18 protein-coding genes are annotated in these 23,650 nt (G+C 67.4%); 11 read left to right on the forward strand and 7 right to left on the reverse strand.

Annotation, left to right across the window (positions count from 1 at the left end):
* Positions 1-20: 20 nt before the first annotated feature.
* The 3 genes from LGM89_RS06845 to LGM89_RS06855 are packed head-to-tail and all read right to left on the reverse strand — an operon-like array spanning position 21 to position 2,032.
* Positions 21-959: a CsgG/HfaB family protein gene (locus tag LGM89_RS06845; protein WP_089497689.1), complete on the reverse strand. Its 939-nt coding sequence runs from the start codon at positions 957-959 to the stop codon at positions 21-23.
* A gap of 23 nt (positions 960-982) precedes the next feature.
* Positions 983-1,420, reverse strand: coding sequence for a curli assembly protein CsgF (locus LGM89_RS06850; protein ID WP_089428285.1), 438 nt, complete (start codon positions 1,418-1,420; stop codon positions 983-985).
* Between the two features lie 30 nt (positions 1,421-1,450).
* On the reverse strand, positions 1,451-2,032 hold the full coding sequence (locus tag LGM89_RS06855; RefSeq protein WP_181159269.1) for a CsgE family curli-type amyloid fiber assembly protein: 582 nt from the start codon (positions 2,030-2,032) through the stop codon (positions 1,451-1,453).
* Between the two features lie 612 nt (positions 2,033-2,644).
* Here LGM89_RS06855 and LGM89_RS06860 point away from each other — a divergent pair.
* From LGM89_RS06860 to LGM89_RS06885, 6 genes are all read left to right on the forward strand, one after another.
* Positions 2,645-4,603, forward strand: a complete 1,959-nt coding sequence (locus LGM89_RS06860) for an arylsulfatase (protein WP_089497687.1) — start codon at positions 2,645-2,647, stop codon at positions 4,601-4,603.
* Positions 4,604-4,619: 16 nt separating this feature from the next.
* Positions 4,620-5,669 (forward strand): formylglycine-generating enzyme family protein, encoded by a 1,050-nt coding sequence (locus LGM89_RS06865; RefSeq protein WP_089497686.1) that lies wholly within the window; start codon positions 4,620-4,622, stop codon positions 5,667-5,669.
* Positions 5,666-6,475 carry a MetQ/NlpA family lipoprotein gene (locus LGM89_RS06870; RefSeq protein WP_226272663.1) on the forward strand — a complete coding sequence of 270 codons (810 nt, stop codon included), beginning with the start codon at positions 5,666-5,668 and terminating at the stop codon, positions 6,473-6,475. Before LGM89_RS06865 ends, LGM89_RS06870 begins: the two co-directional genes overlap by 4 nt.
* Positions 6,469-7,455, forward strand: a complete 987-nt coding sequence (locus LGM89_RS06875; protein ID WP_226272664.1) for a YkgJ family cysteine cluster protein — start codon at positions 6,469-6,471, stop codon at positions 7,453-7,455. The genes LGM89_RS06870 and LGM89_RS06875 overlap by 7 nt, the downstream gene beginning before the upstream one ends.
* Before the next feature lie 64 nt (positions 7,456-7,519).
* Complete coding sequence (locus LGM89_RS06880; RefSeq protein ID WP_226272665.1) at positions 7,520-7,858, forward strand: antibiotic biosynthesis monooxygenase family protein; 339 nt, start codon at positions 7,520-7,522, stop codon at positions 7,856-7,858.
* 185 nt (positions 7,859-8,043) lie between these two features.
* The gene (locus LGM89_RS06885) at positions 8,044-9,744 is read left to right on the forward strand and encodes a hypothetical protein (protein WP_226272666.1); all 1,701 of its coding nucleotides are present in this window, start codon (positions 8,044-8,046) and stop codon (positions 9,742-9,744) included.
* A gap of 93 nt (positions 9,745-9,837) precedes the next feature.
* On the opposite strand, the gene LGM89_RS37130 is transcribed toward LGM89_RS06885, so the two are convergent.
* Both LGM89_RS37130 and LGM89_RS06890 read right to left on the reverse strand, forming a co-directional pair.
* On the reverse strand, positions 9,838-9,963 hold the full coding sequence (locus tag LGM89_RS37130) for a hypothetical protein (RefSeq protein WP_256990131.1): 126 nt from the start codon (positions 9,961-9,963) through the stop codon (positions 9,838-9,840).
* A 104-nt stretch (positions 9,964-10,067) separates the two neighbouring features.
* Positions 10,068-11,000, reverse strand: coding sequence for a LysR family transcriptional regulator (locus LGM89_RS06890; protein ID WP_226272667.1), 933 nt, complete (start codon positions 10,998-11,000; stop codon positions 10,068-10,070).
* A 205-nt stretch (positions 11,001-11,205) separates the two neighbouring features.
* Between LGM89_RS06890 and LGM89_RS06895 the strand changes: the two genes are divergently transcribed.
* The 4 genes from LGM89_RS06895 to pdeR all read left to right on the forward strand — a co-directional run bounded on the left by LGM89_RS06895 (position 11,206) and on the right by pdeR (position 19,700).
* The gene (locus tag LGM89_RS06895) at positions 11,206-11,979 is read left to right on the forward strand and encodes a putative hydro-lyase (protein WP_089497681.1); all 774 of its coding nucleotides are present in this window, start codon (positions 11,206-11,208) and stop codon (positions 11,977-11,979) included.
* Positions 11,980-12,062: 83 nt separating this feature from the next.
* Entirely contained in the window at positions 12,063-13,361 is a 1,299-nt protein-coding gene (locus tag LGM89_RS06900) for an MFS transporter (RefSeq protein WP_089497680.1), read from the forward strand.
* A 121-nt stretch (positions 13,362-13,482) separates the two neighbouring features.
* Complete coding sequence (locus tag LGM89_RS06905; RefSeq protein WP_226272668.1) at positions 13,483-17,133, forward strand: hydantoinase B/oxoprolinase family protein; 3,651 nt, start codon at positions 13,483-13,485, stop codon at positions 17,131-17,133.
* A 563-nt stretch (positions 17,134-17,696) separates the two neighbouring features.
* On the forward strand, positions 17,697-19,700 hold the full coding sequence (gene pdeR / locus LGM89_RS06910) for a cyclic di-GMP phosphodiesterase (RefSeq protein WP_089497678.1): 2,004 nt from the start codon (positions 17,697-17,699) through the stop codon (positions 19,698-19,700).
* A gap of 48 nt (positions 19,701-19,748) precedes the next feature.
* On the opposite strand, the gene LGM89_RS06915 is transcribed toward pdeR, so the two are convergent.
* Entirely contained in the window at positions 19,749-20,612 is an 864-nt protein-coding gene (locus LGM89_RS06915; protein ID WP_089497677.1) for a crotonase/enoyl-CoA hydratase family protein, read from the reverse strand.
* A 491-nt stretch (positions 20,613-21,103) separates the two neighbouring features.
* Between LGM89_RS06915 and LGM89_RS06920 the strand changes: the two genes are divergently transcribed.
* Entirely contained in the window at positions 21,104-23,074 is a 1,971-nt protein-coding gene (locus LGM89_RS06920; protein ID WP_089497676.1) for an APC family permease, read from the forward strand.
* 229 nt (positions 23,075-23,303) lie between these two features.
* Here the strand turns inward: LGM89_RS06920 and LGM89_RS06925 are convergent, their stop codons facing one another.
* Entirely contained in the window at positions 23,304-23,489 is a 186-nt protein-coding gene (locus LGM89_RS06925; RefSeq protein ID WP_089474198.1) for a hypothetical protein, read from the reverse strand.
* Between the last annotated feature and the right edge of the window lie 161 nt (positions 23,490-23,650).

Below are 23,650 nucleotides of genomic sequence, written 5' to 3' on the forward strand. Positions count from 1 at the left end.
GCTGGCCGGCCTGATGCCGGTTAATGAGTGGACACGCCCGAGCGATCGATCTTCTGCGGGTCGTACGCGGTGTTCGCGTCCTCCATGTCCTGCGCGTATTTCCGGTCTTCCTGCAGATACCGCTGCATCGTCGGGTCGTACCAGTCCTGGTCGTTCTTCAGCACCCAGGTCTGGTTCGCGACCCCCTGGACGATCAGGTGCGTGAGCGCCGATTCGATCGCTTCGTTCACGCAGATCTGCGCGGGTTCGTTACGTGTCAGCCCGGCTTCCGCCTGCAGCAGGTCCTTGAAGCCGACGAAGCGATAGATGCCCGTGTCGACCTGATAGGAGTAGACGGTCTTGGTCGTCGACACGCTGTTGAGCACCTGGCCCGTGCGGATGTCGATCGCGCGCAGGTTGACCGTGACCTGGTCGATCCGGTATTGCGTCGACCCGCTGATCCCGAGGTACGCGACGCCGGCCCCGCCGGTCCGGACGTTCGTGTCGTAGCCGACGATGCCGCCCTCGAGCACGATGTTCGCGGGCATCAGCGGCGCCATCGCATCGTTCTGTGCCTTCTTCGCATCCGCGCCGTCGGTGGCGCGCATGATCTTGCGTTCGGTCAGCAGGTCCTGCAGGTTCTCGCGTTCCACCGGCGTGAACCAGCCGGAGTCGCGCATCGCCTTGACGAGGAACGACGCGCCGCCCTGCGTGACCTGCGACGAGAAGGAGCTGTCCGGCGAGGCCTTGTACTGCCCCGTCAGATCGCGAAAGCCGTACACGGCCGCGACGATCTTGCCCTTCGGCGGCGGCAGGTGCGTGAGGTCGCGCGTGGTGCGCGTCGGCGGCGTCAGCGTCGCGTTGCTCAAGGCCGGCATCGGCCGCGTGACGCAGCCGACCAGCGACATCAGCAACAGCGCGCCCATGGCGATCCGTGTCGTCCCCGTGTTCACGCGTGTGCGTTCAGCATTTTTTTTCATGATTCGCTCAGTCGTTTTTTGATTTATTGGCCGTTGCTGACGATGAACGTCGAGGTCGCACCCGTCGTCTTGTCGGTGGTCGTCACTTGCAGGTTGCCGTTGCCGGCCGCACTCACGACGATCGTGAAGTTGCCCGTGCTGATCGTCCCCGGCTTGAGCTCGCCGTTGGTGCCGACGATCGAGTTCGTCACCGAGCCGGCGACGCGCGACAGGATCGCCTGCTGCAGCTGCGCGTTGAACTGGTCGAGCGATGACGTGGACGTCGGCGATGAAAAGGCCGACAGCGACGGATCCGTATGCTTGTTCTGCGCGTTGGCCTCGTTGAGCAGGTTGGGACCGTTTGCCGGGTTGCCGCCGAAATTCGGGTTGTTCGGCTGATAAACCAGCGTCGACGACCACGCATACGGCGACACCGCGGTCATCGCGACCAGCGCGATCACGCTCAATCTGATTCGATTCATTTTCTCCAACCCCCGTTTTTGATTAATCGATTAAATTTCGTCTTTGGCCAGATCCGAATCGGGAAACAGCAAATTCGACAGATCGTCCTGAATGACGGTCTGAAAGGAAATACCGGCGGCGCTTTCGGCCACGGCCTTGACGTTTGCCCGTGCGATCGGCAGGAAAGTCTGGAATACGCGCTTTTGCTGGAATTCGACCCAGATCAGGCTGCCGTAACGCCCGGACGGGCGTTCGTGAATGGCGACCATGTAGCGCTCGCTCAGCGGGATTTCCGACCAAGTCTGCGAGAAGTAGGTATAGAAATCGCGGCCGGCGAGCGTCACGGCATCGGTCGTGACCGTGCCGCCGAGCTGGTCTTCCGGGAGGGCGTGGCGGGTGGCGGCCCGGGCGCCCGCCGATGCGGCGCCGGCGGCCGGCTTCGCCGCGGCCGGGCCCGCGCCGGGCGCGGGCGTCGGGGCTTCAAGGACGCGCTCGGCGTTCAGCAGCGTCGAGGGCGGCGCAATCGGATGCCCGCCGTTTACCGCCGCGGACGGCGGTGCGTCGACGGTGTCTTGTGCCTGCGTGCGCGCCGTCGCGAATAGCGACAGGCACGTCACGGCCCCCCAGGCCAATCGCCTCCTTGCGCTCGATACCATTTCCCCGACCCCGGAATCATTTGTACGAAATAAGGCCCCGCCCGATTTTCGGGTTATTCGTTCCCGGTGGAACGCGGCACATGGTGGGGGAAGTCAGCAAGAGGCATGCCTGCCGTTGTTTTAAACGGTATATTTTGTTAAGTCGTTATTCGTCTAATTTTTGAGTTGCATATTTCCGTCACGTAAAACGTTTGCGAGTTCGATATTCATTAACAAGCTTTCTTTTATAAATAGAGCATTACAGTTTAATCAGACGATATTTTATGAAAATCGTGATTTAAAAATTCCTGGCGATGCAGAGGCGGAGAAAACGTAACGTGTTGCTACGGGTTCGGCCGTAACGACACGACGTAACGTCCCGTTACGCACATGAAATCGTCCGACGAAAGCGCGGGTTCCGGTGCTTGCGACGATTCCCGCGCGCGGTTTCGGCGCGCATCGCGCACGCGCATATGTGTGCGTGCTGATGGCGGGTATTCTGTTTGCGCGCATATTCCGCCACCCCGTTAGCATGTGACGAATCGGACTTTGGGTGCCGCGCACGCGACGCTAAGATCGCCGATCCCGTAGATCGAGCGTTCCAGAACAATGAAAAAGTCCGCGTCGCCGTTGCATGCCTTTCGTTTCCGTGTCGTCTGCGCCGCGATTGCCGGCGCGCTGTCGCTTGCATCGTGCGGCGGCGTCGACAGCGATACGCCGTCGTCCCAGACGAACACCCCGCCGCCGCTGGCCGCGAAACGCCCGAACATCCTGTACATCATGGCCGACGATCTCGGCTATTCCGACATCCATGCATTCGGCGGCGAGATCAACACGCCGAACCTCGACGCGCTCGTCGCGTCGGGCCGCATCCTGTCGAACCATCACACGGGCACCGTCTGCGCGATCACGCGCGCGATGCTGGTGTCCGGCACCGACCACCATCTCGTCGGCGAAGGCACGATGGGCGTACCGACCGACGAACGGCGCGGGCTGCCCGGCTACGAGGGCTACCTGAACGACCGTGCGCTGTCGTTCGCACAACTATTGAAGGACGCCGGCTACCACACGTACATCGCGGGCAAGTGGCACATCGGCTCGGGGATCGTCGGCAGCGCGACGGGCAGCGGGCAGACGCCCGACCAGTGGGGCTTCGAGCGCAGCTACGTGCTGCTCGGCGGCGCGGCGACGAATCACTTCGCGCACGAGCCGGCCGGCTCGTCGAACTACACGGAAGACGGCCGCTACGTGCAGCCTGGCCAGCCCGGGCAGCCGGGCGGCACGGGCGGCAGCCCGGCCGTGTTCTATTCGACCGATTTCTATACGCAGAAGCTGATCTCGTACATCGATTCGAACCAGCGCGACGGCAAGCCGTTCTTCGCGTACGCGGCCTACACGTCGCCGCACTGGCCGCTGCAGGTGCCCGAGCCGTGGCTGCACAAGTACGCGGGCGTCTATGACGCCGGCTACGACGCGATCCGCAACGCACGGATCGCGCGGCAGAAGGCGCTCGGCCTGATCCCCGCCGATTTCAAGCCGTTCGACGGCCTGCCTGAAACCACGGCTGCGTCGCCCGCGACCGCGAACAACGGCACGGCCGCCGCGAAATACATCAGCGCGGTGCATTCGGCCGCGGACGGCTACAGCGACTACGGCCCCGGCAAGGTCGACAAGCTGTGGGCGAGCCTGTCGCCGGCCGAGCGCAAGGCTCAGGCGCGCTACATGGAGATCTATGCGGGGATGGTCGAGAACCTCGACTACAACATCGGCCTGCTGATCCAGCACCTGAAGGACATCGGCGAATACGACAACACGTTCATCATGTTCCAGTCGGACAACGGCGCGGAAGGCTGGCCGATCGATTCGGGCGCCGACCCGACGGCGACCGATACCGCGAACGGGCAGGACCCGATCTATTCGACGCTCGGCACCGACAACGGCAAGCAGAACGCGCAGCGCCTGCAGTACGGGTTGCGCTGGGCCGAAGTGAGCGCGTCGCCGTTCCGGCTCACGAAGGGCTATTCGGCCGAAGGCGGCGTCTCGACGCCGACGATCGTGCGCCTGCCGGGCCAGACGCAGCAGTTGCCGACGCTGCGCGCGTTCACGCACGTGACCGACAACACGGCGACGTTCCTCGCGGTCGCGGGCGTCACGCCGCCGTCGCAGCCGGCGCCGCCGCTCGTCAACACGCTGACGGGCGTCGACCAGAACAAGGGCAAGGTCGTCTACAACAACCGCTACGTGTATCCGGTCACCGGCCAGTCGCTGCTGCCGGTGCTGACGGGCACGGCGACGGGCGAGGTGCATACCGCGCCGTTCGGCGACGAAGCGTACGGCCGCGCGTACCTGCGCAGCGCCGACGGCCGCTGGAAGGCGTTGTGGACCGAGCCGCCGCTCGGGCCGCTCGACGGCCACTGGCAGCTGTACGACCTCGCGGCGGATCGCGGCGAGACGACCGACGTGTCCGCGCAGAACCCGTCGGTGATCAGCACGCTCGTCGACCAGTGGAAGACCTACATGAGCAACGTCGGCGGTGTCGAACCGCTGCGTCCGCGCGGCTACTACTGAAGCCGGGAGCGACACGATGCGGTTCCGGTTCTGGACGATCGGCGCGGCGCTGGCCGGCACGCTGTTCGCAGCGGCATTCGCGGCCGGCTATGCGAATCCCGTCGCGCCGGCGGGCGGCGCCTTCGACGACGCGAATCGCGGCCGCGCGCTCGCGCCGCTCGGTTCGGAGCGACAGTGCGCGCGTTATTCGGGGCTGCCGGCCGGATGGCGCGACGACCCGAAAGCCGGGATGGTGCACCTGCGCGGCGGCGCGTTCGTGTTCGGCAGCACGCGCGGCTATGCGGACGAGCGCCCGGCGGGCGACGGCCGCACGCGTGTCGGCGGGTTCTGGATCGACCAGACCGACGTGACGATCGCGCAGTTCGCCGCGTTCGTGCAGGCGACCGGCTACGTGACCGAGGCCGAGCAGCAGGAGGGGGCGGCCGTGTTCCATGTGCCGACGCGCGACGAGATGAACGCGCGCGATCTTGCCTGGTGGTCGTGGGTGAAGGGCGCGTCGTGGCGTCATCCGCACGGGCCGGGCAGCGGCATCGACGGGCTCGGCAACCTGCCCGTCACGCTCGTCACGCAGCGCGATGCGCTCGCGTATGCGCGCTGGCTCGGCCGCGACCTGCCGACCGAAGCCGAGTGGGAATACGCGGGCAAGGCCGGCCGCGACGACGCAGCGCTCGACGCGGCGCCGCGCGACGCGCAGGGCAAGCCGGCCGCGAACTACTGGCAGGGCGTGTTCCCGGTGCTCGACACGGCCGAGGACGGCCATGCGGGGCTCGCGCCCGTCGGCTGCTACGCGGCGAACGGGTTCCGGCTCTACGACATGATCGGCAATGCATGGGAATGGACCAAGGACGCATACACGGGCCCGCACCAGTCGCATACGAACGGCGACACGGCGGCCGTCGCGCCGCCGACGCGGAAGCACGACACGCCGATGGTCATCAAGGGCGGCTCGTTCCTGTGCTCGCGCGACTACTGCGTGCGCTATCGCGCGTCGTCGCGCGAACAGCAGGAAGCCGATCTCGGCGCGTCGCATATCGGATTTCGCACGATTCTGAGGGATGCGTCATGAAGCGCGTCATGGTTTGCGTGGGCGCGTGGCTGATGGCGGCGTGTGCAATCGTTCATTCGGGTTTGATCTGGGCCGCCGAATCGGCCGCACCGGCGGTGCGCGTCGGCGTGACGCGCGGCGTACATGCGCAGATCCTCGACGAAGTGAAGCGGGTCGCCGCATCGCGAGGATTCGGCATCGACGTCGTCGAATTCGACGATGCATCGCGCATCGACGCGGCGCTGGCCGACGGCCGGATCGACGCAGCCAGCTTCGAGGATGCACAACAGCTTGCCGCGACGCGCGCGCAGAAACGCTACGCGCTGACCGAAATCGCGCCGACCGTCACGCTGCCGATGGCGCTCTATTCGCGCAAGCTGAAGAACCTGAACGAACTGCAGCCCGGGGCGACGGTCGCGATTCCCGCCGATCCGCGCGGGATGGCGCGCGCGCTCGTGCTGCTGCAGAACGACACGCTGGTGACGCTGCGCGAGCGGGCCGGCCTTCATGCGACGCTGCGCGACGTGACCGGAAACCGGCTCGGGCTGAAGCTCGTCGCGCTGCGCCGCGATCGCCTTTATGCCGCGCTCGATTCGGCCGCGTTCGTCGCGATCGACAGCGACGATGCCGCGCATGCCGGGCTGCAACCCGCACGCGACAGCATCAGCATCGAGGATGCGCGCTCGCCGTATGCGAACGTGCTGACGGTGCGCGAGGCCGATCGCGCGAAGCCGTGGGTCACGCAGCTCGTCGCCGCGTATCACTCGGACGACGTCGCGCGCTTCATCCTCACGCGTTACCAGGATTCGGTGCGACGGCCGTGGTAGACACCTGGCTGCTCGCGTGCAACGCATGCGGACGCTGCTGCAACAGCGCACCGACGCTGTCGTTGCGCGAACTGTTCCGGCACGGGCATCGCTTCGTCGGTGCGCTGACGATCCGCCGCGTGCCGACGCGGCGAACCGGCGAGCGCTGGCGTGCGGGCGGCCGCGAGCACGCGCTCGATGCGGACGACGTCGCGGCTTCCGATGCGCTGTCGGCGCGGTTGTTTCATCGCAGCGGTGGCGCGGGGAGCGACTGGATCGCGCTGACGTTGCAAGGCTACGACTATCCGTCGCTCGGTCGTTGCGCGGCCCTGGCCGACGACGGGCGCTGCAGCGTGCATGCGGACAAGCCGTCGATCTGCCGTGCGGTGCCGCTCGATCCGATGCTGCCGGATCGCTTGCAGTCGCGCGTGCTGGCCGCGCGGCGCGACGATGCGGGATGGCTCGGCGCGAACTGCATCGTCGAAACGGCGAGCGCGCAATCGTCCGTTGAATCGTCATTCCCGATTCCGCTGGTGACGGCCGGAGAGGTCGCGGACCGCGCGGCGCTCGACGCGTATCGCGATGCGCTCGTGTTCGAGCGCGCGGTGTGGCGGGATGCCGTGTTCGCATCGTTGACCGATGGCGGGCAGGACGTGCGGCATGCCCTGTCGCGGCTTGCGCCCGGCGGCTATCTGACCGTGTCGATCGTGCCGGTGCTGCTGGCCGTCGCCTCGATATCAGCCCATTGCCGTACACGCTGCCTCGCGTTTATCGACGCGCAACTCGCGTTGATCGGATTGAACATCGAAGCAGCACTCGCGCGCCGGCACGCCGACGACCGGCCCGCGACGCGCGAGTTGCGCGGTTTCGCGCAGGCGCTTGAACGGGCACGGCACGCCCTGGCCGCGATGCCGGCGCCCACGGCCGGCATCCGTGAGGACGCACCGCGCATCGACGCGTGGCTCGCCGACCGGCCCGACCTCGATACGCTCGCCGCGTGACGACAGCGGCCAGCCGCACGTGCCTTACAATCGGCGCTCTTTAATCGCTTTCGATGGAGCGGGCATGTACGCGTCGACCTTCATTTTCCGTGCCGGGCAATACGACGACGAATTCCACCGGCTCGACCGGCAGATCGCCGACATGGCGCGCACAACGCCCGGCTATCTGGGCGAGGAGACGTGGGAGAACGCCGCATTGGGGCTGATCCAGAACGTCTATTACTGGGAGTCGGAGGCGGCGCTGCAGCAGTTGATGCAGCACCCGGCGCATCTCGAGGCGAAGACGAAACAGGCGCGCTGGCTGGACGGCTATCGCGTCGTGATTTCGAAAGTGTTGCGCGAGTATGGCGACGGCAAGCTCGCGCAGCCGCATGCGGGGCAGTGCGCCCGAATTGCTGTCTGATTCATTTCTTTCGCATTACGGATCAATAACAAGGTGCCGTGCGCGGCAGCCCGTGTTTTCACGCGGGTTTCCGCGGGATCGCGTGCAATCAATTCTTCATCAAGCATGGCTAAGGTGGCGGGGCTTCACGTCGTCAGTCTGTCCACCCACAACGTCCTCACTCGATGTCGTACGGAGCCTTGTCCATGCCGAATCTCGCCTTGTCCGCGAAGCGCCGCCGTGCGCTGCGCGATCGCACCGTTCCCGTCTTCGCACTGACGCTGATTGCCGCGAGCATCGGCGCACACGCTGCCCCGCACGACAACGACGGCGACAGCCGTTTCGAGCCGGGTTTCGTGCCGGGCTTCCTGGTCGTCAGCCGCAGCGTGTACGACAACGTGTCGGCCAACGTCCAGCCCGGCGCGATCCTGCCGCCGAACTGCGCGAAGACCACCGGCGGATGCGGCGCGGCATCCGGCGCGCCGAACGACGGCACCTATCCGACCGTGTGGAACAACGACCGCTACGACGGCAGCTTCGGCATCACGTCGCGTATCTTCCTCGACCAGATCACGCCGGCCGGCGGTGTCGTCAGCACGCTCGAAGTGCCGAACAGCCTGCAGAAAGGCTTCGCGCACGACCAGCTGGTGACGAGCTTCAGCTCGAAGTCGGAACTCGGCCTGCACCTGTCGCTCGACGGCCGCTATCTGACGTTCATGGGCTACGTCGCGCCGGTCAATGCGATCGACGTGTCGAACTCGAACACGCCGCTCGCGGTCGATACGACCAACCCGGACGGGCAGAACTTCTATCGCGCGATCGCGCGCATCGATCGCCACGGGCATGTCCGCTTCACCGAGACGAACGCATACAGCGGCAACAACGGCCGCGCGGCGATCCTGAACGATCGCGACGGCCGCGAGATCTACTACACGTCGGGCAACGCCGGCAACGGCGCGAACCCGCAGCCGGACAACGTGATCCTCGGCGCGGGCGCGCAGCTCATCGACGGGGCGAAGCATCACGAAGCGCAGCAGGATCCGGGCGTGCCGACGCCGCTCGCGAGCTTTTCGGTCACGGAACTCGGCGCGAAGGCCGACAAGATCGGCAAGGACGACAACTTCCGCGGCATCGCGGTGCACGACAACGTCCTGTACTACACGAAGGGCAGCGGCGGCAACGGCGTGAATACGGTGTACTTCGTCGATACGGCCGGCACCGCGTGCCCGTCGGGCGTCGGCGTGCCGTCGCCGAAGGCCGTGCTGCCGACGGCGCCGCTCGCGTACAACGCCGCCACGCTGCAGACGGCGGGCCTGCCGAACAACATGTGCGTGCTGGCCGGCTTCCCGAGCACGCCGAACAAGACCGCGACGACGCTCGCCTATCCGTTCGGGATCTGGTTCGCCGACGCGAACACGCTGTATGTCGCGGACGAGGGCGACGGCTACACGGGCGGCGCGGACCTGTACACGCATGCCGCGGCGCAGAAGACGGCGGGCCTGCAGAAGTGGGTCTACGACGCAGGTACGAAGCAGTGGAAGCTCGCGTACACGCTGCAGAACGGGTTGAACCTCGGCCAGCCGTATTCGGTCGCCGGCTATCCGGCGGGCAACAATTCGGCGACGGGCCTGCCGTGGGCGCCGGCGACGGCCGGCCTGCGCAACCTGACGGGCCGCGTCGAACGCGACGGCACGGTGACGATCTGGGCGATTACGTCGACCGTCAGCGGCAACGGCGACGTCGGTGCGGATCCGAACCGGCTGGTGGCGGTGCGTGACGTGTTGAAGAACACGAGCGCGGCGACGGCCGCGCATGAGCAATTCGCGGTGCTGCGGACTGCGAAGTTTGCGGAAGTGCTGCGGGGGATCGAGTTCGCGCCGGGGACGGAGGCGGGGCGGTCGCACTGAAGTAGCAGAGCCCCGGGCTGATTGATGCCGGGTGACTCGGGCACGGCCGCGCGTTGGTGTGGCCGTGCCCTTCGACTTTGTCGTGGTACGGATTCAGCCGGCGCGTTGCGTTTCGCTGTCTTTCGGCTCAGCCCGAGCCGCACGCCGCCAGATCGGAAACATCGCATTCTTGTCTGATGCCTGCGCGTCGATGACCTTGCGGTGATCGATGCCCGGCATGCACGACGCATGGGGCGCACGCGTCGCAGGCGAGTGTGGGTGATTCGCGCGATGTCGAATGCGTGCCGGATACCCGGCCCGGCCATTCACCGGCTTGCACCGCATCAAAGCGCCTCAACCAGCAACCGCTTGCTCTTCTCGCAATACTCGTGACAAGCCGCCCGCGCGGCAATCGACGCGCCATGCACGAACCGCGGCGCATCGGCCCGCCGCGACATCGACACGACGATCGACGGCGGCGACGGCTGCAGCGGCAACTCCACGACTTCACCACTTTCGATCAACGCATCGACGAACAGCACCGGAATCGCCGCCACGCCAAACCCGTCGCGCACGAGCTGCACGATCACCGAGATCGACGGCGACCCGGTGATACGCGTGTCCGACAACGGCACGCCGTGCGCATGCGCGAGCGTGCGGACGATATCCTCCAGCGCGCGATGCGGCGCCGTACCACGCCCGTAGGTGAGAATCGGCTGCCGCAGCACCTGCCTGGCGAGCCCCGTGCGCGTGGTCGGCAGCAGCCCCGCGCGCGCGATCCAGCGCACCGGGTAGTTCGCGAGCGCATCGCACACGACCGACGCCTCGTCGCTGCCTTCCACGCGGATGATCAGGTCGAGCTCGCCGGCCATCAGCCGGCGCTGCAGCACGACGCTGACGTCGACGGTCAGGTCGATCTCGAGCTGCGGATAGTCGGCCGCCAGCCGCCGCATGTAGTGCGGCAGCCAGCTGTGCACGACGGTCTCGATCACGCCGAGCCGCAGCTTGCCGCGCAGCGCGCGCTCGCCGGAGGCCGCGGCCTGCAGCTCCTGCGTCGCCTCGACCACGGCCTTCGCATAGCCGAGCAGGTATTCGCCGTTCGGCGTGAGCCGGAATTCGCGGCTGTCGCGGTCGACGAGTACCGTCTGCAGTTCGTCCTCGAGCGCCTTCAGGCGCTGCGAGATCGCGGCCGGCGTCGCGTGCAGCGCGGCGGCCGTCGTGCGGAAGTTGCGCAGCTTCGCGAGCGTGACGAAGGTTTCGAGAAAACGCGTGTTCATGGCGGTCGGACGGAGGGTGAGCGCGCACTTTGCCGGTGAGGAAAAGTGAACGGAGCCGGGGAAAACCCCGAGATCCGTTAAGAAATTCTATACACGAAGCGCAAAAAAACTCGTTGGCGACAAAATTTTTTCTTTTCTACTCTTCGCTGTATCCGATGACACGGCACCGTCATCCCGACGACACACCGATCTGCGACAGAACCTCATGACCCCTTCCGAATTCCGCCAGTCCGTGCGCCACGGCGCGTTCCGCGGCCCGACCGCCGGCCACTGCGGCCCGTACGCGCAAGCGAACCTCGCGATCCTGCCCGACGCGTTCGCGCACGATTTCCTGCGCTTTTGCCAGGCGAACCCGAAAGCCTGCCCGCTGCTGGGCGTCGGCGAACCGGGCGCGTTCCGGGTCGACGTGCTCGGCGAGGATCTCGACATCCGCACCGACGTGCCGAGCTACAACGTCTACCGCGACGGCCGCCTGACCGAGCGCGTCGAATCGCTGGAGGCACTGTGGCGCGACGATTTCGTCGTGTTCGCGATCGGCTGCTCGTTCTCGTTCGAGGACATGCTGGCGCGCGAAGGCATCGGCCTGCGCCATGTGGAGGAGGGGCGCAACGTGCCGATGTACCGCACGTCGATTCCGAATCGCCGCGCGGGGATCTTCGGCGGCCAGCTCGTCGTGTCGATGCGGCCGATGCGCGGCGCCGACGCGATTCGCGCGGTGCAGATCACGAGCCGGTTTCCGGGCGTGCACGGCGCGCCGATCCATCTCGGCGATCCGCGCGAGCTGGGCATCGCCGACCTGAACGCCCCCGAATTCGGCGACGCGGTGACGATCCGCGACGGCGAGCTTCCGGTGTTCTGGGCGTGCGGCGTGACGCCGCAAACCGCGCTGATGGACGCGAAGCTGCCGATCGCGATCGCGCATACGCCCGGCCACATGCTGATGACCGACATCACGAACGCGTCGCTGGCCGTGTTCTGAGCCAGGACGACGACAACCCGACCCGCACGGCACGCCGCACGCGCGACAATCATTCGACGGCGCATAACGACAGGAGTACCACCATGGAAAGCAAGACCCTCGCGGCGCACGCCGCGGAGCCCGCGAGCCCCGAGCGTAACGGCCTGTTCTCGTGGTACGGGGACGCGCAGCCGCGCGAGCGCCGCGCGTTCTGGAGCTGCAAGGTCGGCTACATGCTCGACGGGATGGACACGCAGATGCTGTCGTTCGTGATCCCGACGCTCGTCGCGACCTGGGGCATCTCGCTCGCCGACGCGGGCTTCATCGGCACGATCACGCTGCTCGCGTCGGCGGCCGGCGGCTGGATCGCCGGCATCCTGTCCGACCGGATCGGCCGCGTGCGCACGCTGCAGCTCACCGTGCTGTGGTTCGCCGTGTTCACCGCGCTGTGCGGGCTCGCGCAGAACTACCACCAGCTGCTCGCGGCGCGTGCGCTGATGGGTTTCGGTTTCGGCGGCGAATGGACCGCGGGTGCGGTGCTGATCGGCGAAGTGATCCGCGCGCGCGACCGCGGCAAGGCGGTCGGCCTCGTGCAGTCGGGCTGGGCGATCGGCTGGGGGCTGTGCGCGCTGCTGTATGCGCTGCTGTTCTCGGTGCTGCCGGCCGAGCAGGCGTGGCGCGCGCTGTTCCTCGTCGGCCTCGCGCCCGCGCTGCTGGTCGTCGCGATCCGTCGCTACGTGAAGGAGCCGGACGTCTACGAGAAGGAGAAGGCCGCGCAGGCGAAAGTGGCCGATGCGCCGCGCCTCACCGAGATCTTCGCGCCGAAGCTGATCACGACGACGCTGCGCGCGGCGCTGCTGACCACCGGCGCGCAGGGCGGCTACTACGCGATCACGACGTGGCTGCCGACCTTCCTGAAGACGGAGCGTCATCTCACGGTGATGGGTACCGGCGGCTATCTCGCGATGATCATCTTCGGCTCGTGGGTCGGCTACCTGACGAGCGCGTACCTGACCGACCGCCTGGGCCGCAAGCCGAACTTCATCCTGTTCGCGGTCGGCTCGATGGTGATCGCGTTCGCGTACACGTCGCTGAACCTGACCAACGCGTCGATGCTGTGGCTCGGCTTCCCGCTCGGCTTCTTCGCATCGGGGATCTTCTCGGGGATGGGCGCGTTCCTCACCGAACTGTTCCCGACCCGCGTGCGCGGTTCCGGCCAGGGCTTCTGCTACAACGTGGGCCGCGCGATCGGTGCGCTGTTCCCGTTCCTGATCGGCGCGCTGTCCAAGCAATACGGGCTCGGCACGAGCATCGGCCTCTTCGCGGTGGCCGCGTACGGCGTGGTGATCGTCGCCGCGCTGACGCTGCCCGAGACCCGCGGCCGCGAACTCGACGCCGCGTAAGCGGCACGGGCGGCCGGCCCGTCGTTTTTCTTCCCCCTTGACCGACCCCGCGACACGGCGTGCGACGCGCGCCGTGCGGCGGCGCTCATCCCTCGATTCCACGACGCATCGACCCTACATCATGACTGACCGACACCTTTCCTCCGTTCCGTCCGACGCCGCACGCTGGCAATTCTGGATCGACCGCGGCGGCACCTTCACCGACATCGTCGCGCGCCGGCCCGACGGCACGCTCGTCACGCACAAGCTGCTGTCCGAGAACCCCGAGCAGTACCGCGATGCGGCCGTGGCCGGGATTCGCCACCTGCTCGGCCTCGCGGCCGGCGAGCCGATCACGCCCGAGCGCGTCGACATGGTGAAGATGGGCACGACGGTGGCGACCAACGCGCTGCTCGAACGCAAGGGCGAACGCACCGCGCTCGCGACGACGCGCGGCTTTCGCGACGTGCTGCGCATCGCGTACCAGAACCGGCCGCGCCTGTTCGATCTCGACATCGTGCTGCCGGATGCGCTGTACGAGACCGTCGTCGAGATCGACGAGCGTATCGGCGCGCACGGCGACGTCGTCGTGCCGTTCGATGCGCGGGGCGCCGAGGCGTCGCTGCGCCGCGTGTTCGACTCGGGCGTGCGCGCGCTCGCGATCGTGCTGATCCACGGCTATCGCTACACCGCGCACGAACGCGCGCTGGCGGACCTGGCGCGCCGCATCGGCTTCACGCAGGTGTCGGTGTCGCACGAGGTGTCGCCGCTGATGAAGATGGTGTCGCGCGGCGATACGACGGTGGTCGACGCCTACCTGTCGCCGATCCTGCGCCGCTACGTCGAGCAGGTCGCGCACGAGATGCCGGGCGTGAACCTGCAGTTCATGCAGAGCAGCGGCGGGCTGACGCGCGCCGACGCGTTCCAGGGCAAGGACGCGATCCTGTCGGGCCCGGCCGGCGGCATCGTCGGGATGGTGCGCGCCGCGCAGGCAGCCGGCTTCGAGCGCGTGATCGGCTTCGACATGGGCGGCACGTCGACCGACGTGTCGCACTATCACGGCGAGTTCGAGCGCGTGTTCGAGACGCAGGTGGCCGGCGTGCGGATGCGCGCGCCGATGATGAGCATCCACACGGTGGCCGCGGGCGGCGGCTCGGTGCTCGGCTTCGACGGCGCACGGCTGCGCGTCGGGCCCGAGTCGGCCGGCGCGAACCCGGGGCCGGCCGCGTACCGGCGCGGCGGCCCGTTGACGGTGACCGACTGCAACGTGATGCTCGGCAAGATCCAGCCCGAGCATTTCCCGCGCGTGTTCGGCCCGCATGCGGACGAACCGCTCGACCGCGACGGCGTGGTCGCGAAGTTCGCCGCGCTCGCCGACGAGATCCACGCAGCGACCGGGCGGCGCGAGACGCCCGAGGCGCTCGCCGAAGGTTTCCTGGAAATCGCGATCGGCAGCATGGCGAACGCGATCAAGAAGATTTCCGTGCAGCGCGGCCACGACGTGTCGCGCTACGTGCTGACGACGTTCGGCGGCGCGGGCGGCCAGCACGCGTGCGGCGTCGCCGATGCGCTCGGCATGACGCAGGTGTTCGCGCATCCGCTGGCGGGCGTGCTGTCCGCATACGGGATGGGCCTCGCCGACCAGACCGCGATGCGCGAGCGCGCGGTCGAGGCGGTGTTGTCCGACGATTCATTGCCGGCGCTGAATGCCGCGCTCGACCGGCTGGCCGACGAGGCCGTCGGCGCGCTGCTCGAACAGGGCGTGCCGCCGGAGCGGATCGCGACCGAGCGGCGCGTGCACCTGCGCTACCAGGGCACCGATTCGGCGCTCGACGTGCCGGCCGGCAGCGTCGCCGAGATGCAGCACGCGTTCGAGGCCGCGTACCGGCAGCGCTACGCGTTCCTGATGCCCGGCACGCCGCTCGTCGCCGAGCTCGCGTCGGTCGAGGCGATCGGCCGCTCCGACGCGCCGGTGGAGATCGCCCCGCTCGCGCCGCGCCACGCGGGCAACGGCGACGATGCCGCACTGCGCGCCCATTCCGCGGTGCGCTTCCATTCCGGCGGCCAATGGCACGACGCGGCGCTCTACGTGCGCGACACGCTGCGGGCCGGCGACGCGATCGACGGCCCGGCGATCGTCGCGGAGCAGAACGGCACGACCGTCGTCGAGCCCGGCTGGCGCGCGCAGATGACCGCGCAGGGCAACCTCGTGCTGACGCGCACGACGCCGCTGCCGACGCGCCGCTCGCTCGGCACCGACGCCGACCCGGTGCGGCTCGAAATCTTCAACAACCTGTTCATGTCGATCGCCGAGCAGATGGGGCTGCGGCTGCAGAACACCGCGTACTCGGTGAACATCAAGGAGCGCCTCGACTTCTCGTGCGCGATCTTCGACGGCGACGGCAACCTGATCGCGAACGCGCCGCACATGCCCGTGCACCTCGGCTCGATGGGCGAGAGCATCCGCACGGTGATCGAGCGCAACCGCGGCCGCATGCGCGACGGCGACGTGTTCATGCTGAACGACCCGTATCACGGCGGCACCCACCTGCCGGACGTGACGGTCATCACGCCGGTGTTCGCGGACGGCTCGGACGCGCCGCTGTTCTACGTCGGCTCGCGCGGCCACCACGCGGACATCGGCGGCACGACGCCGGGCTCGATGCCGCCCGATTCGACCCACATCGACGAGGAGGGCGTGCTGATCGACAACTGGCAGCTCGTGTCGGCCGGCACGCTGCGCGATGCGCAAACCCGCGCGCTGCTCGCATCGGGCCGCTACCCGGCGCGCAACGTCGAGCAGAACATGGCCGACCTGCGCGCGCAGGTCGCCGCGAACCAGAAGGGCGTCGACGAATTGCGCCGGATGGTCGCGCAGTTCGGCCGCGACGTCGTGCTCGCGTTCATGGGGCACGTGCAGGACAACGCGGAAGAAGCCGTGCGGCGCGTGATCGGCGCGCTGCAGGACGGCGCGTACCGCTACCCGCTCGACAACGGTGCGGAGATTCGCGTCGCGATCCGCGTCGACCGGGCGGCGCGGCGCGCGGAAATCGACTTCAAGGGCACGTCCGCGCAGCTCGACAACAACTTCAACGCGCCGAAGGCCGTGTGCATGGCCGCCGTGCTGTACGTGTTCCGCACGCTGGTCGGCGACGACATCCCGCTGAATGCCGGCTGCCTGAAGCCGCTCACGGTGATCGTGCCCGCGCGCTCGATGCTGAACCCCGAGTATCCGGCGGCGGTCGTGTCGGGCAACGTCGAGACGTCGTCGGCGATCACCAACGCGCTGTACGGCGCGCTCGGCTGCGTCGCGTCGAGCCAGGGAACGATGAACAACTTCACATTCGGCAACGATCGCTACCAGTACTACGAGACGATTGCGGGCGGCAGTGGCGCCGGCGACGGGTTCGCGGGCGTCGGCGCGGTGCAGACGCACATGACCAACTCGCGGCTCACCGATCCGGAGGTGCTCGAATGGCGCTACCCGGTGCGGCTCGACTCGCACCGGATCCGCGCCGGGTCAGGCGGCGCCGGGCGCTGGCGCGGCGGCGACGGCGCGGTGCGGCGGATCCGCTTCCTGGAGCCGATGACCGCGTCGATCCTGTCGAACAACCGGATCCACGCGCCGTTCGGCGCGGCGGGCGGGGAGGCCGGCGCGCTCGGCCGCAACACGATCGAGCGCGCGGACGGCACGGTCGAGGCGCTCGACCATATCGGCCGCGCGCAGATGGCGCCGGGTGATGTATTCGTCGTCGAAACCCCGGGCGGCGGCGGATACGGCGCCGCGGGCTGAGCCGGGCAGCCGGTGCCGGCGCGTCGCGCCGGCGCTCGGCCGGCATTGCAACGGACTGTGGAATAAAGCTGCGCATTAACGCACGAAAGGAATCAAATTCGACGGAAGGTCGGGTCGCCGGAGGGCGATCCGACCCTGTCCTCGCGGTCGCGTCAGCGCGCGCTCCCCGAATGCTGGAATCAGCCGCAAACGCCCGACTGGCGGGGCGCTCAGCCAACCCGCCGAACCCGCTTCGCAGCGCCGCCACCCCAATTGAGCCGGCTGCCAATCATGAAAAATCCGGCTTGCCAATCGAGTCCCAATTCCTTGACACTCTGCTCTAAATGTGAGTGCCAATCCTGATCGTCATTTGATAAGATGGCTCTCATCATTCGTTAGGCAGCACCTGCGCGCATGACGCGCGAACGCCGGGTCGCATTAGCGGGAAACAAGTACGGGACGAGGCCCATCAGCACGGCACTCACGGCCGCCTTGCCGGGCGCGCATGACGCGCGACCCGGCAGGGCGGCCGGCCGGCTCGCCTCCGTCTAAACTGTGCGTTTTTTCTGGATCGGGGCGTCTCCATGGATGACGAAAACGATAGCGCGGTGCTCGAGGCGCACGTCGGTACGCGCAGCCCCTGCTGGCGTCTCGGCAGCGACAGCAACGCACTCGAACTGGCGGCCGTCCGCGGCCTGACCAACGTTGCCGTCGCGCTGACGGTCGAACAGGCCGCGTGCATCCGCGCGCTGACCGGCGTCACGTCGCACCTGGTGCTCGACATCGCGCTGTTCGGCGAACCGGTCAAGCTCCATCTCGTCGGCCGGAAGGTCGACACGACCAACTGGGCCGGCACGGCGTCCGCCTATTCCGATGCCGAGTCCGTCGCGGGCGATCTCGCGCACGGGCTCGCATTCGCCGAGCAGGTCGTGTCCGAAGTGAATTCGCTCGTGGTGATCCTCGACCGCAACGGGATGGTGCAGCGCTTCAACCGTCTGTGCGAGGAAGTGACGGGCAAGCGCGAGGTCGACGTGATCGGCCGCAGCGCGTTCGAGCTGTTCATGACCCCCGAGCAGGGCGCGCAGTCGCGCAGCAACATCACGGGATTTTTCGCGAGCAACCATTCGTTCGCGGTCGAGCGCTACATCAACACGGTCAACGGGCCGCGCCTGTTCCAGTTCCGCAACAAGTTCGTGCAGAGCGGCAGCGGCGTCGAGGAGCAGTTCCTGATCTGCTCGGGCATCGACATCACCGAGGAGCGCAGCGCGCAGCAGCGGCTCATCGAGCTCGCGAACACCGACGTGCTGACCGGCCTGCCGAATCGCCATGCGATCAGCGAGCGCATCCACGCGGCGATTGCCGCCGAGACCGCCGCGACGCGCGGGCAGGTCGGCATCCTGTTCCTCGATCTCGACAACTTCAAGCGCGTCAACGATCACTACGGGCACATCACCGGCGACCGGCTGCTGCAGGACGTGTCGGCGATCATCAGCGGCTGCCTGCCGTCCGGCGCGACGCTCGCGCGGCTCGGCGGCGACGAATTCCTCGTGCTGTTCGAGCACGGCACGCGGCCGCTGCTCGAAGCGACCGCGCAGATCATTCTCGAACGGCTGCGCACGCCGATTCATCTGGGGCTGATGGAGGTCTACACGAGCTGCTCGATCGGCATCGCGATGCATCCGCAGCACGGCGACTCGCTCGAGACGCTGATCCGCAGCGCGGATACCGCGATGTACGTCGCGAAGGAAGAGGGCAAGCATACGTATCGCGTGTTCTCGCTGGAGATGAACCAGAAGGTCGCGAAGTACATGTGGCTCGACACGAACCTGCGCAAGGCGCTCGAAGAGGAGCAGTTCGTGCTGCACTACCAGCCGGTCGTCGATATCGCGACCGGCGACGTGCACGGCGTCGAGGCGCTGATCCGCTGGCAGTCGCCCGATCGCGGGCTCGTCGCGCCGGTCGAGTTCATCCGCTTCGCGGAGGAGTCGGGCCTGATCGCGCCGCTCGGGCGCTGGGTGATGCGAACCGCGGCCGCGCAGGCCGCCGCCTGGAAGGCGAAGGGGCTCGGCATCCGGATCGCGGTGAACGTGTCCGCGCGGCAGTTGCAGGACATGAACATCGTGCACCAGCTGGCGTCGATCCTCGACGCCGCGGGCCTCAAGCCCGGCCTGCTCGACATCGAGCTGACCGAGAGCTGCTTCATCGAGGACGAGGATGCGGCCAACGGGCTGATGCGACAGTTCCGCCAGCTCGGCGCGGAGATCCATCTCGACGATTTCGGCACCGGCTATTCGTCGCTGTCGCAGTTGTCGCGCCTGCCGCTCGACGCGATCAAGCTCGACCGCAGCTTCATCACGGGCATCGACCGCAATCCGCGCTCGCAGGCGCTGGTGCGCTCGGTCGTGTCGCTCGCGAAGGCGCTGAATTTCGCGGTGGTCGCCGAGGGCGTCGAAACGCATGCGGAAGCCGAATTCCTCAAGCAGCTCGACGTCGATCATGCGCAGGGCTACTACTACGCCCGCCCGATGCCGGCCCAGGCGTTCGAGGCGTGGCTCGCGGAGACGAGGAAGCTCAGGCTGATCGCCTGAGCTTCGTTCACGAACAGGCGCCGCCGGCGAGCGGCGGCGCCCGTCGCATTACACCGTGCGCAGCTTCGACACGCGCCGGTTCTGCAGCATCACGAGGCGTTCCATGTACGCGAGGTCCTTCGGCTCGATCGTGAACGCCGCATGCACCCAGGCTTCCGTGATGTCCATCAGCTCGGAGCGCGTCAGCTGGAACACCCGCTCGCGTGCGCGCAGCATCGCGCGCACGCCGTTCAGCTTCGGCTTGGTCACGTCGATGAAGGTGCGCGTCGCGAGATACGCGTCGCCCGCGTCGAACGTCTGATCGACGAGCCCGCGATCCTCGTACCACTCGGCGGCGTGCGCTTCACCGGTCGAGATCAGTTGCTCCGCAATGCCCCGATCGGCCTTGCGCGCGACGAGCGAATAGCCGCCCATGCCCGGGAACAGGTTGAACGCGATCTCGGGAAACCCGAGCTTCACGCCCTTCTGCGCGAGCACGTAGTGATGCGCGAGCGCGGCCTCGAAGCCACCGCCGAGCGCGCTGCCCTCGACCATCGCGATCGAGATCGAGCCGGTGCCGAAGCCCGTGTAGATCTCGTACACGCCGTCGATGCACGAGCGCGCATAGGCCATCAGCAGGTCACGCTTGCCGCTGCGGATCGCGTCGACGAAAAAGCTCAGGTCGCCGCCGACGTTGAACAGCTCGGGGACGAGCGAGCCTGTCACCCAGAAGTCGAACGGCAGGCCCGAATCGCGTGCGACGCGCGCGAGATGGATGATGTCGGTAACGAGTTGCTGGTTGAAGCACGGCCGCGGCTCCGATCGCAGCATCATCCACATGACATTACGTCCCTCTTCATAAAAGGCAGTCAGTTGCGTGAGTTCGCCGGCTTCATAAAACGGGCGGCACGCGGGATGGGATTGGAGTTGCATGGTATGTCCTCGTGAGATGTGGTTTTCGAAGACCGTCGCGCCCGGTGCCGAGCGGGAGGCGAGTGTCCCGCAGGGCGCCGGGCGCGAGGCATCGCCATTGTTGCGCGCGCACAAAAGTCGAATTGCGAGGAACCACGCACGACCGGGACGCGGGTGCCGGTCGCATCGGTATGGGCGGGGAAGGGGGCGGCGAGTACGGCCGGCCGCTATCGGGCGAAGGTGGGCGGCGCGTCGGCCGGTGCGCCGGACGGGGCCGGCAGGCATGTAAAGGCGGCCGGAAAGGGAGGGCCGTGCAGGTTCGCCGCGTTGCGCGAATGCGTGTAAACGGCCGATCCGGCGCGTGGCCGCCGGCGTTGTCCGCTTACATGCTGAAAGCGCTGCGGGGCCGCCGTGCGGCCCCTATGGAAGATGCGGACTGGCGCCGCGCCCGTGCGTCGATTAGCTTTAAAGGATCACGCCGCGCGTGGCGCCAGGCGTGCCGGGAGGGGACCATGACCACGTTCCAGAAAGTGTGGCAGTTGCTCGTCGGAAAGCCGCTCGACCCACTCGATCCGCGTACGCGGCATGCGATCGCCGTCACGCCGCTGCTGGCCTGGGTCGGGCTCGGCGCCGACGGGCTGTCGTCGTCGTGCTACGGGCCGGAGGAGGCGTTTCTCGCGCTTGGCCAGCATCATGCGCTCGCGCTGTTCCTCGCACTCGCGACGGCGGCGACCGTGTTCATCATCGCGCTCGGCTACAACCAGGTGATCGAGCTGTTCCCGACCGGCGGCGGCGGCTACCGCGTCGCGACGTCGCTGCTCGGGTCGAAGCCGGGGCTGGTATCCGGCGCGGCGCTGCTGGTCGACTACGTGCTGACCGTCGCGACGTCGCTCGCGAGCGGGGTCGACGCGTTCTTCAGCCTGCTGCCGGTCAGCGCGCAGGCGTTCAAGCTCACGACCGAGATCGTGCTGATCCTGATGATGACGGGGCTCAACTTCCGCGGGATGCGCGAATCGATCATGGTGCTGCTGCCGATCTTCATCGGCTTCGTGATCCTGCACTTCGGGCTGATCGTGTACGGCGTCGCCGTGCATGGCAGCAGCCTCGCGATGGTGGTGCCCGACGCCGTGCACGAAGCGCACGGCATGTCGCAATCGCTCGGCCTGTTCGTGCTGCTCGCGCTGCTGATGCGCGCGTTCTCGCTCGGCGGCGGGACTTATACGGGCCTCGAGGCCGTGTCGAACAACGTGAACATGCTCGCCGATCCGCGCGTGCCGAACGGCAAGGTGACGATGTGGTACATGTCGACGTCGCTCGCGTTCACGGCCGGCGGCATCATCCTGCTGTACATGCTGTGGCACGCGAAGCCTGTCGACGGCCAGACGCTCAACGCGGTCGTGTTCGGCAGCGTGATCGACCATCTCGGGCTCGGCTCGGCCTTCGCGCGCCACGCGTTGCTCGCGGCCGTGCTCGCGTTCGAGGCCGGGCTGCTGCTGGTCGGCGCGCAGACGGGCTTTCTCGACGGCCCGGCCGTGCTGTCGAACATGGCATCGGATTCGTGGGTGCCGCGCCATTTCCGCGACCTGTCGGGGCGCCTCGTGCGGCAGAACGGCATCATCGTCGTCGGGCTGTCGAGCCTGCTGATCCTCTTGTGGACGCACGGCAACGTCGACGTGCTCGTCGTGCTGTACAGCATCAACGTGTTCCTGACGTTCAGCCTGTCGCTGCTCGGGCTGTGCACGTACTGGTGGCGCCATCGCAGCCAGCAGGGCTGGTTCAAGCACTTCTTCCTGTCGGCGCTCGGGCTGAGCGTGACGGCGACCGTGCTCGTCATCACGCTGATCGAGAAGTTCACGGCCGGCGGCTGGCTCACGGTGCTCGTGACGAGCGCGGTGATCGCGCTGTGCTTCATGATCAACCGCCACTACGCCTATACGCGCGCGCAGCTCGCGAAGGAAGACGCGCTGTTCTCGGGCAAGCCGCCCGAAGTCGACGAGGCCACCGCGCCGGGCAAGCCCGACCCGTCGCAACCGACGGCCGTGCTGCTGGTCGGCAAGCATCGCGGCGCGAGCATGCACGCGCTGCTGTGGGTCAACCGGCTGTTTCCCGGGCATTTCCGCAACGTGATCTTCCTCGCGGTCGGCGAAGTCGACGCGAAGGCGTACGACGGTCACGAACACCTCGAGCGGCTGCGCCACACGATCACCGAAGCGCTCGACTACTATGTCGCGCACTGCCGCCGCCACGGCATCGCGGCCGACTACCGGATCGCGTTCGGCACGAACCCCGTCGTCGAGTTCATGAACCTGGCTTCGTCGACGCTCGACGAATACCCGAACGCCGTGTGCTTCGCGAGCAAGCTGATCTTCCGGCGCGTGAATTTCCTCACGGCCTGGCTGCACAACCAGACGCCCGTCGAGCTGCAGGCGCGCCTGCACGTCGAGGGCAAGCAGATGGTGCTGCTGCCGATGAACGTCGGGTAGCGGTGCACGTCGTGTTCCCCGCCAGGTGACGACCAGGCGCGATGACGATGCGGATCATGTTTCGGCCCTGCGCCGCACCCGATAGCGTGATGTGGGGTGTGCAGGCGCGCATCGCGCATGCCGCCGGCCCGATTTCTGGTGCGGCGAAGCCACGACGGCCTCTGCGGCAGGCGCCGGCCGTTCCGTCCCCGCGCGGCGCGTGACCGGACGAAGGGGCGCCGGGCCGTACTCACGTCAGCATCGGTATCGCTTCGATCAGCGCGATGCCGAGCAACGCACCGATCGCGGCGCCGATCAGTCTCGGATGCCACCGTAGATGCAGCGCCGTCAGCAGTGCGCCGAACAGGATCAGGCCCAGTAGCGTGAACGCGATCACGAGGTAACCCATTTCGAAGTCGCTATTGATGATCGCCATGATGCCTCCTTCCCCATGCCGGTACGTCGTGTCCGGCAGAGCGTCGTTCCGTCGACGTTGCATGCAGGGATGATCTGAATGAATGATAGGTTGCGACGTGATGCAAAAAAGGCGCTCTGGCTCAGGGCACGAGGCACGGCGGCGGCACATCGGCGTGGCGA

The sequence above is a fragment of the Burkholderia sp. AU31624 genome, from assembly GCF_020420065.1.
GTDB lineage: Bacteria > Pseudomonadota > Gammaproteobacteria > Burkholderiales > Burkholderiaceae > Burkholderia.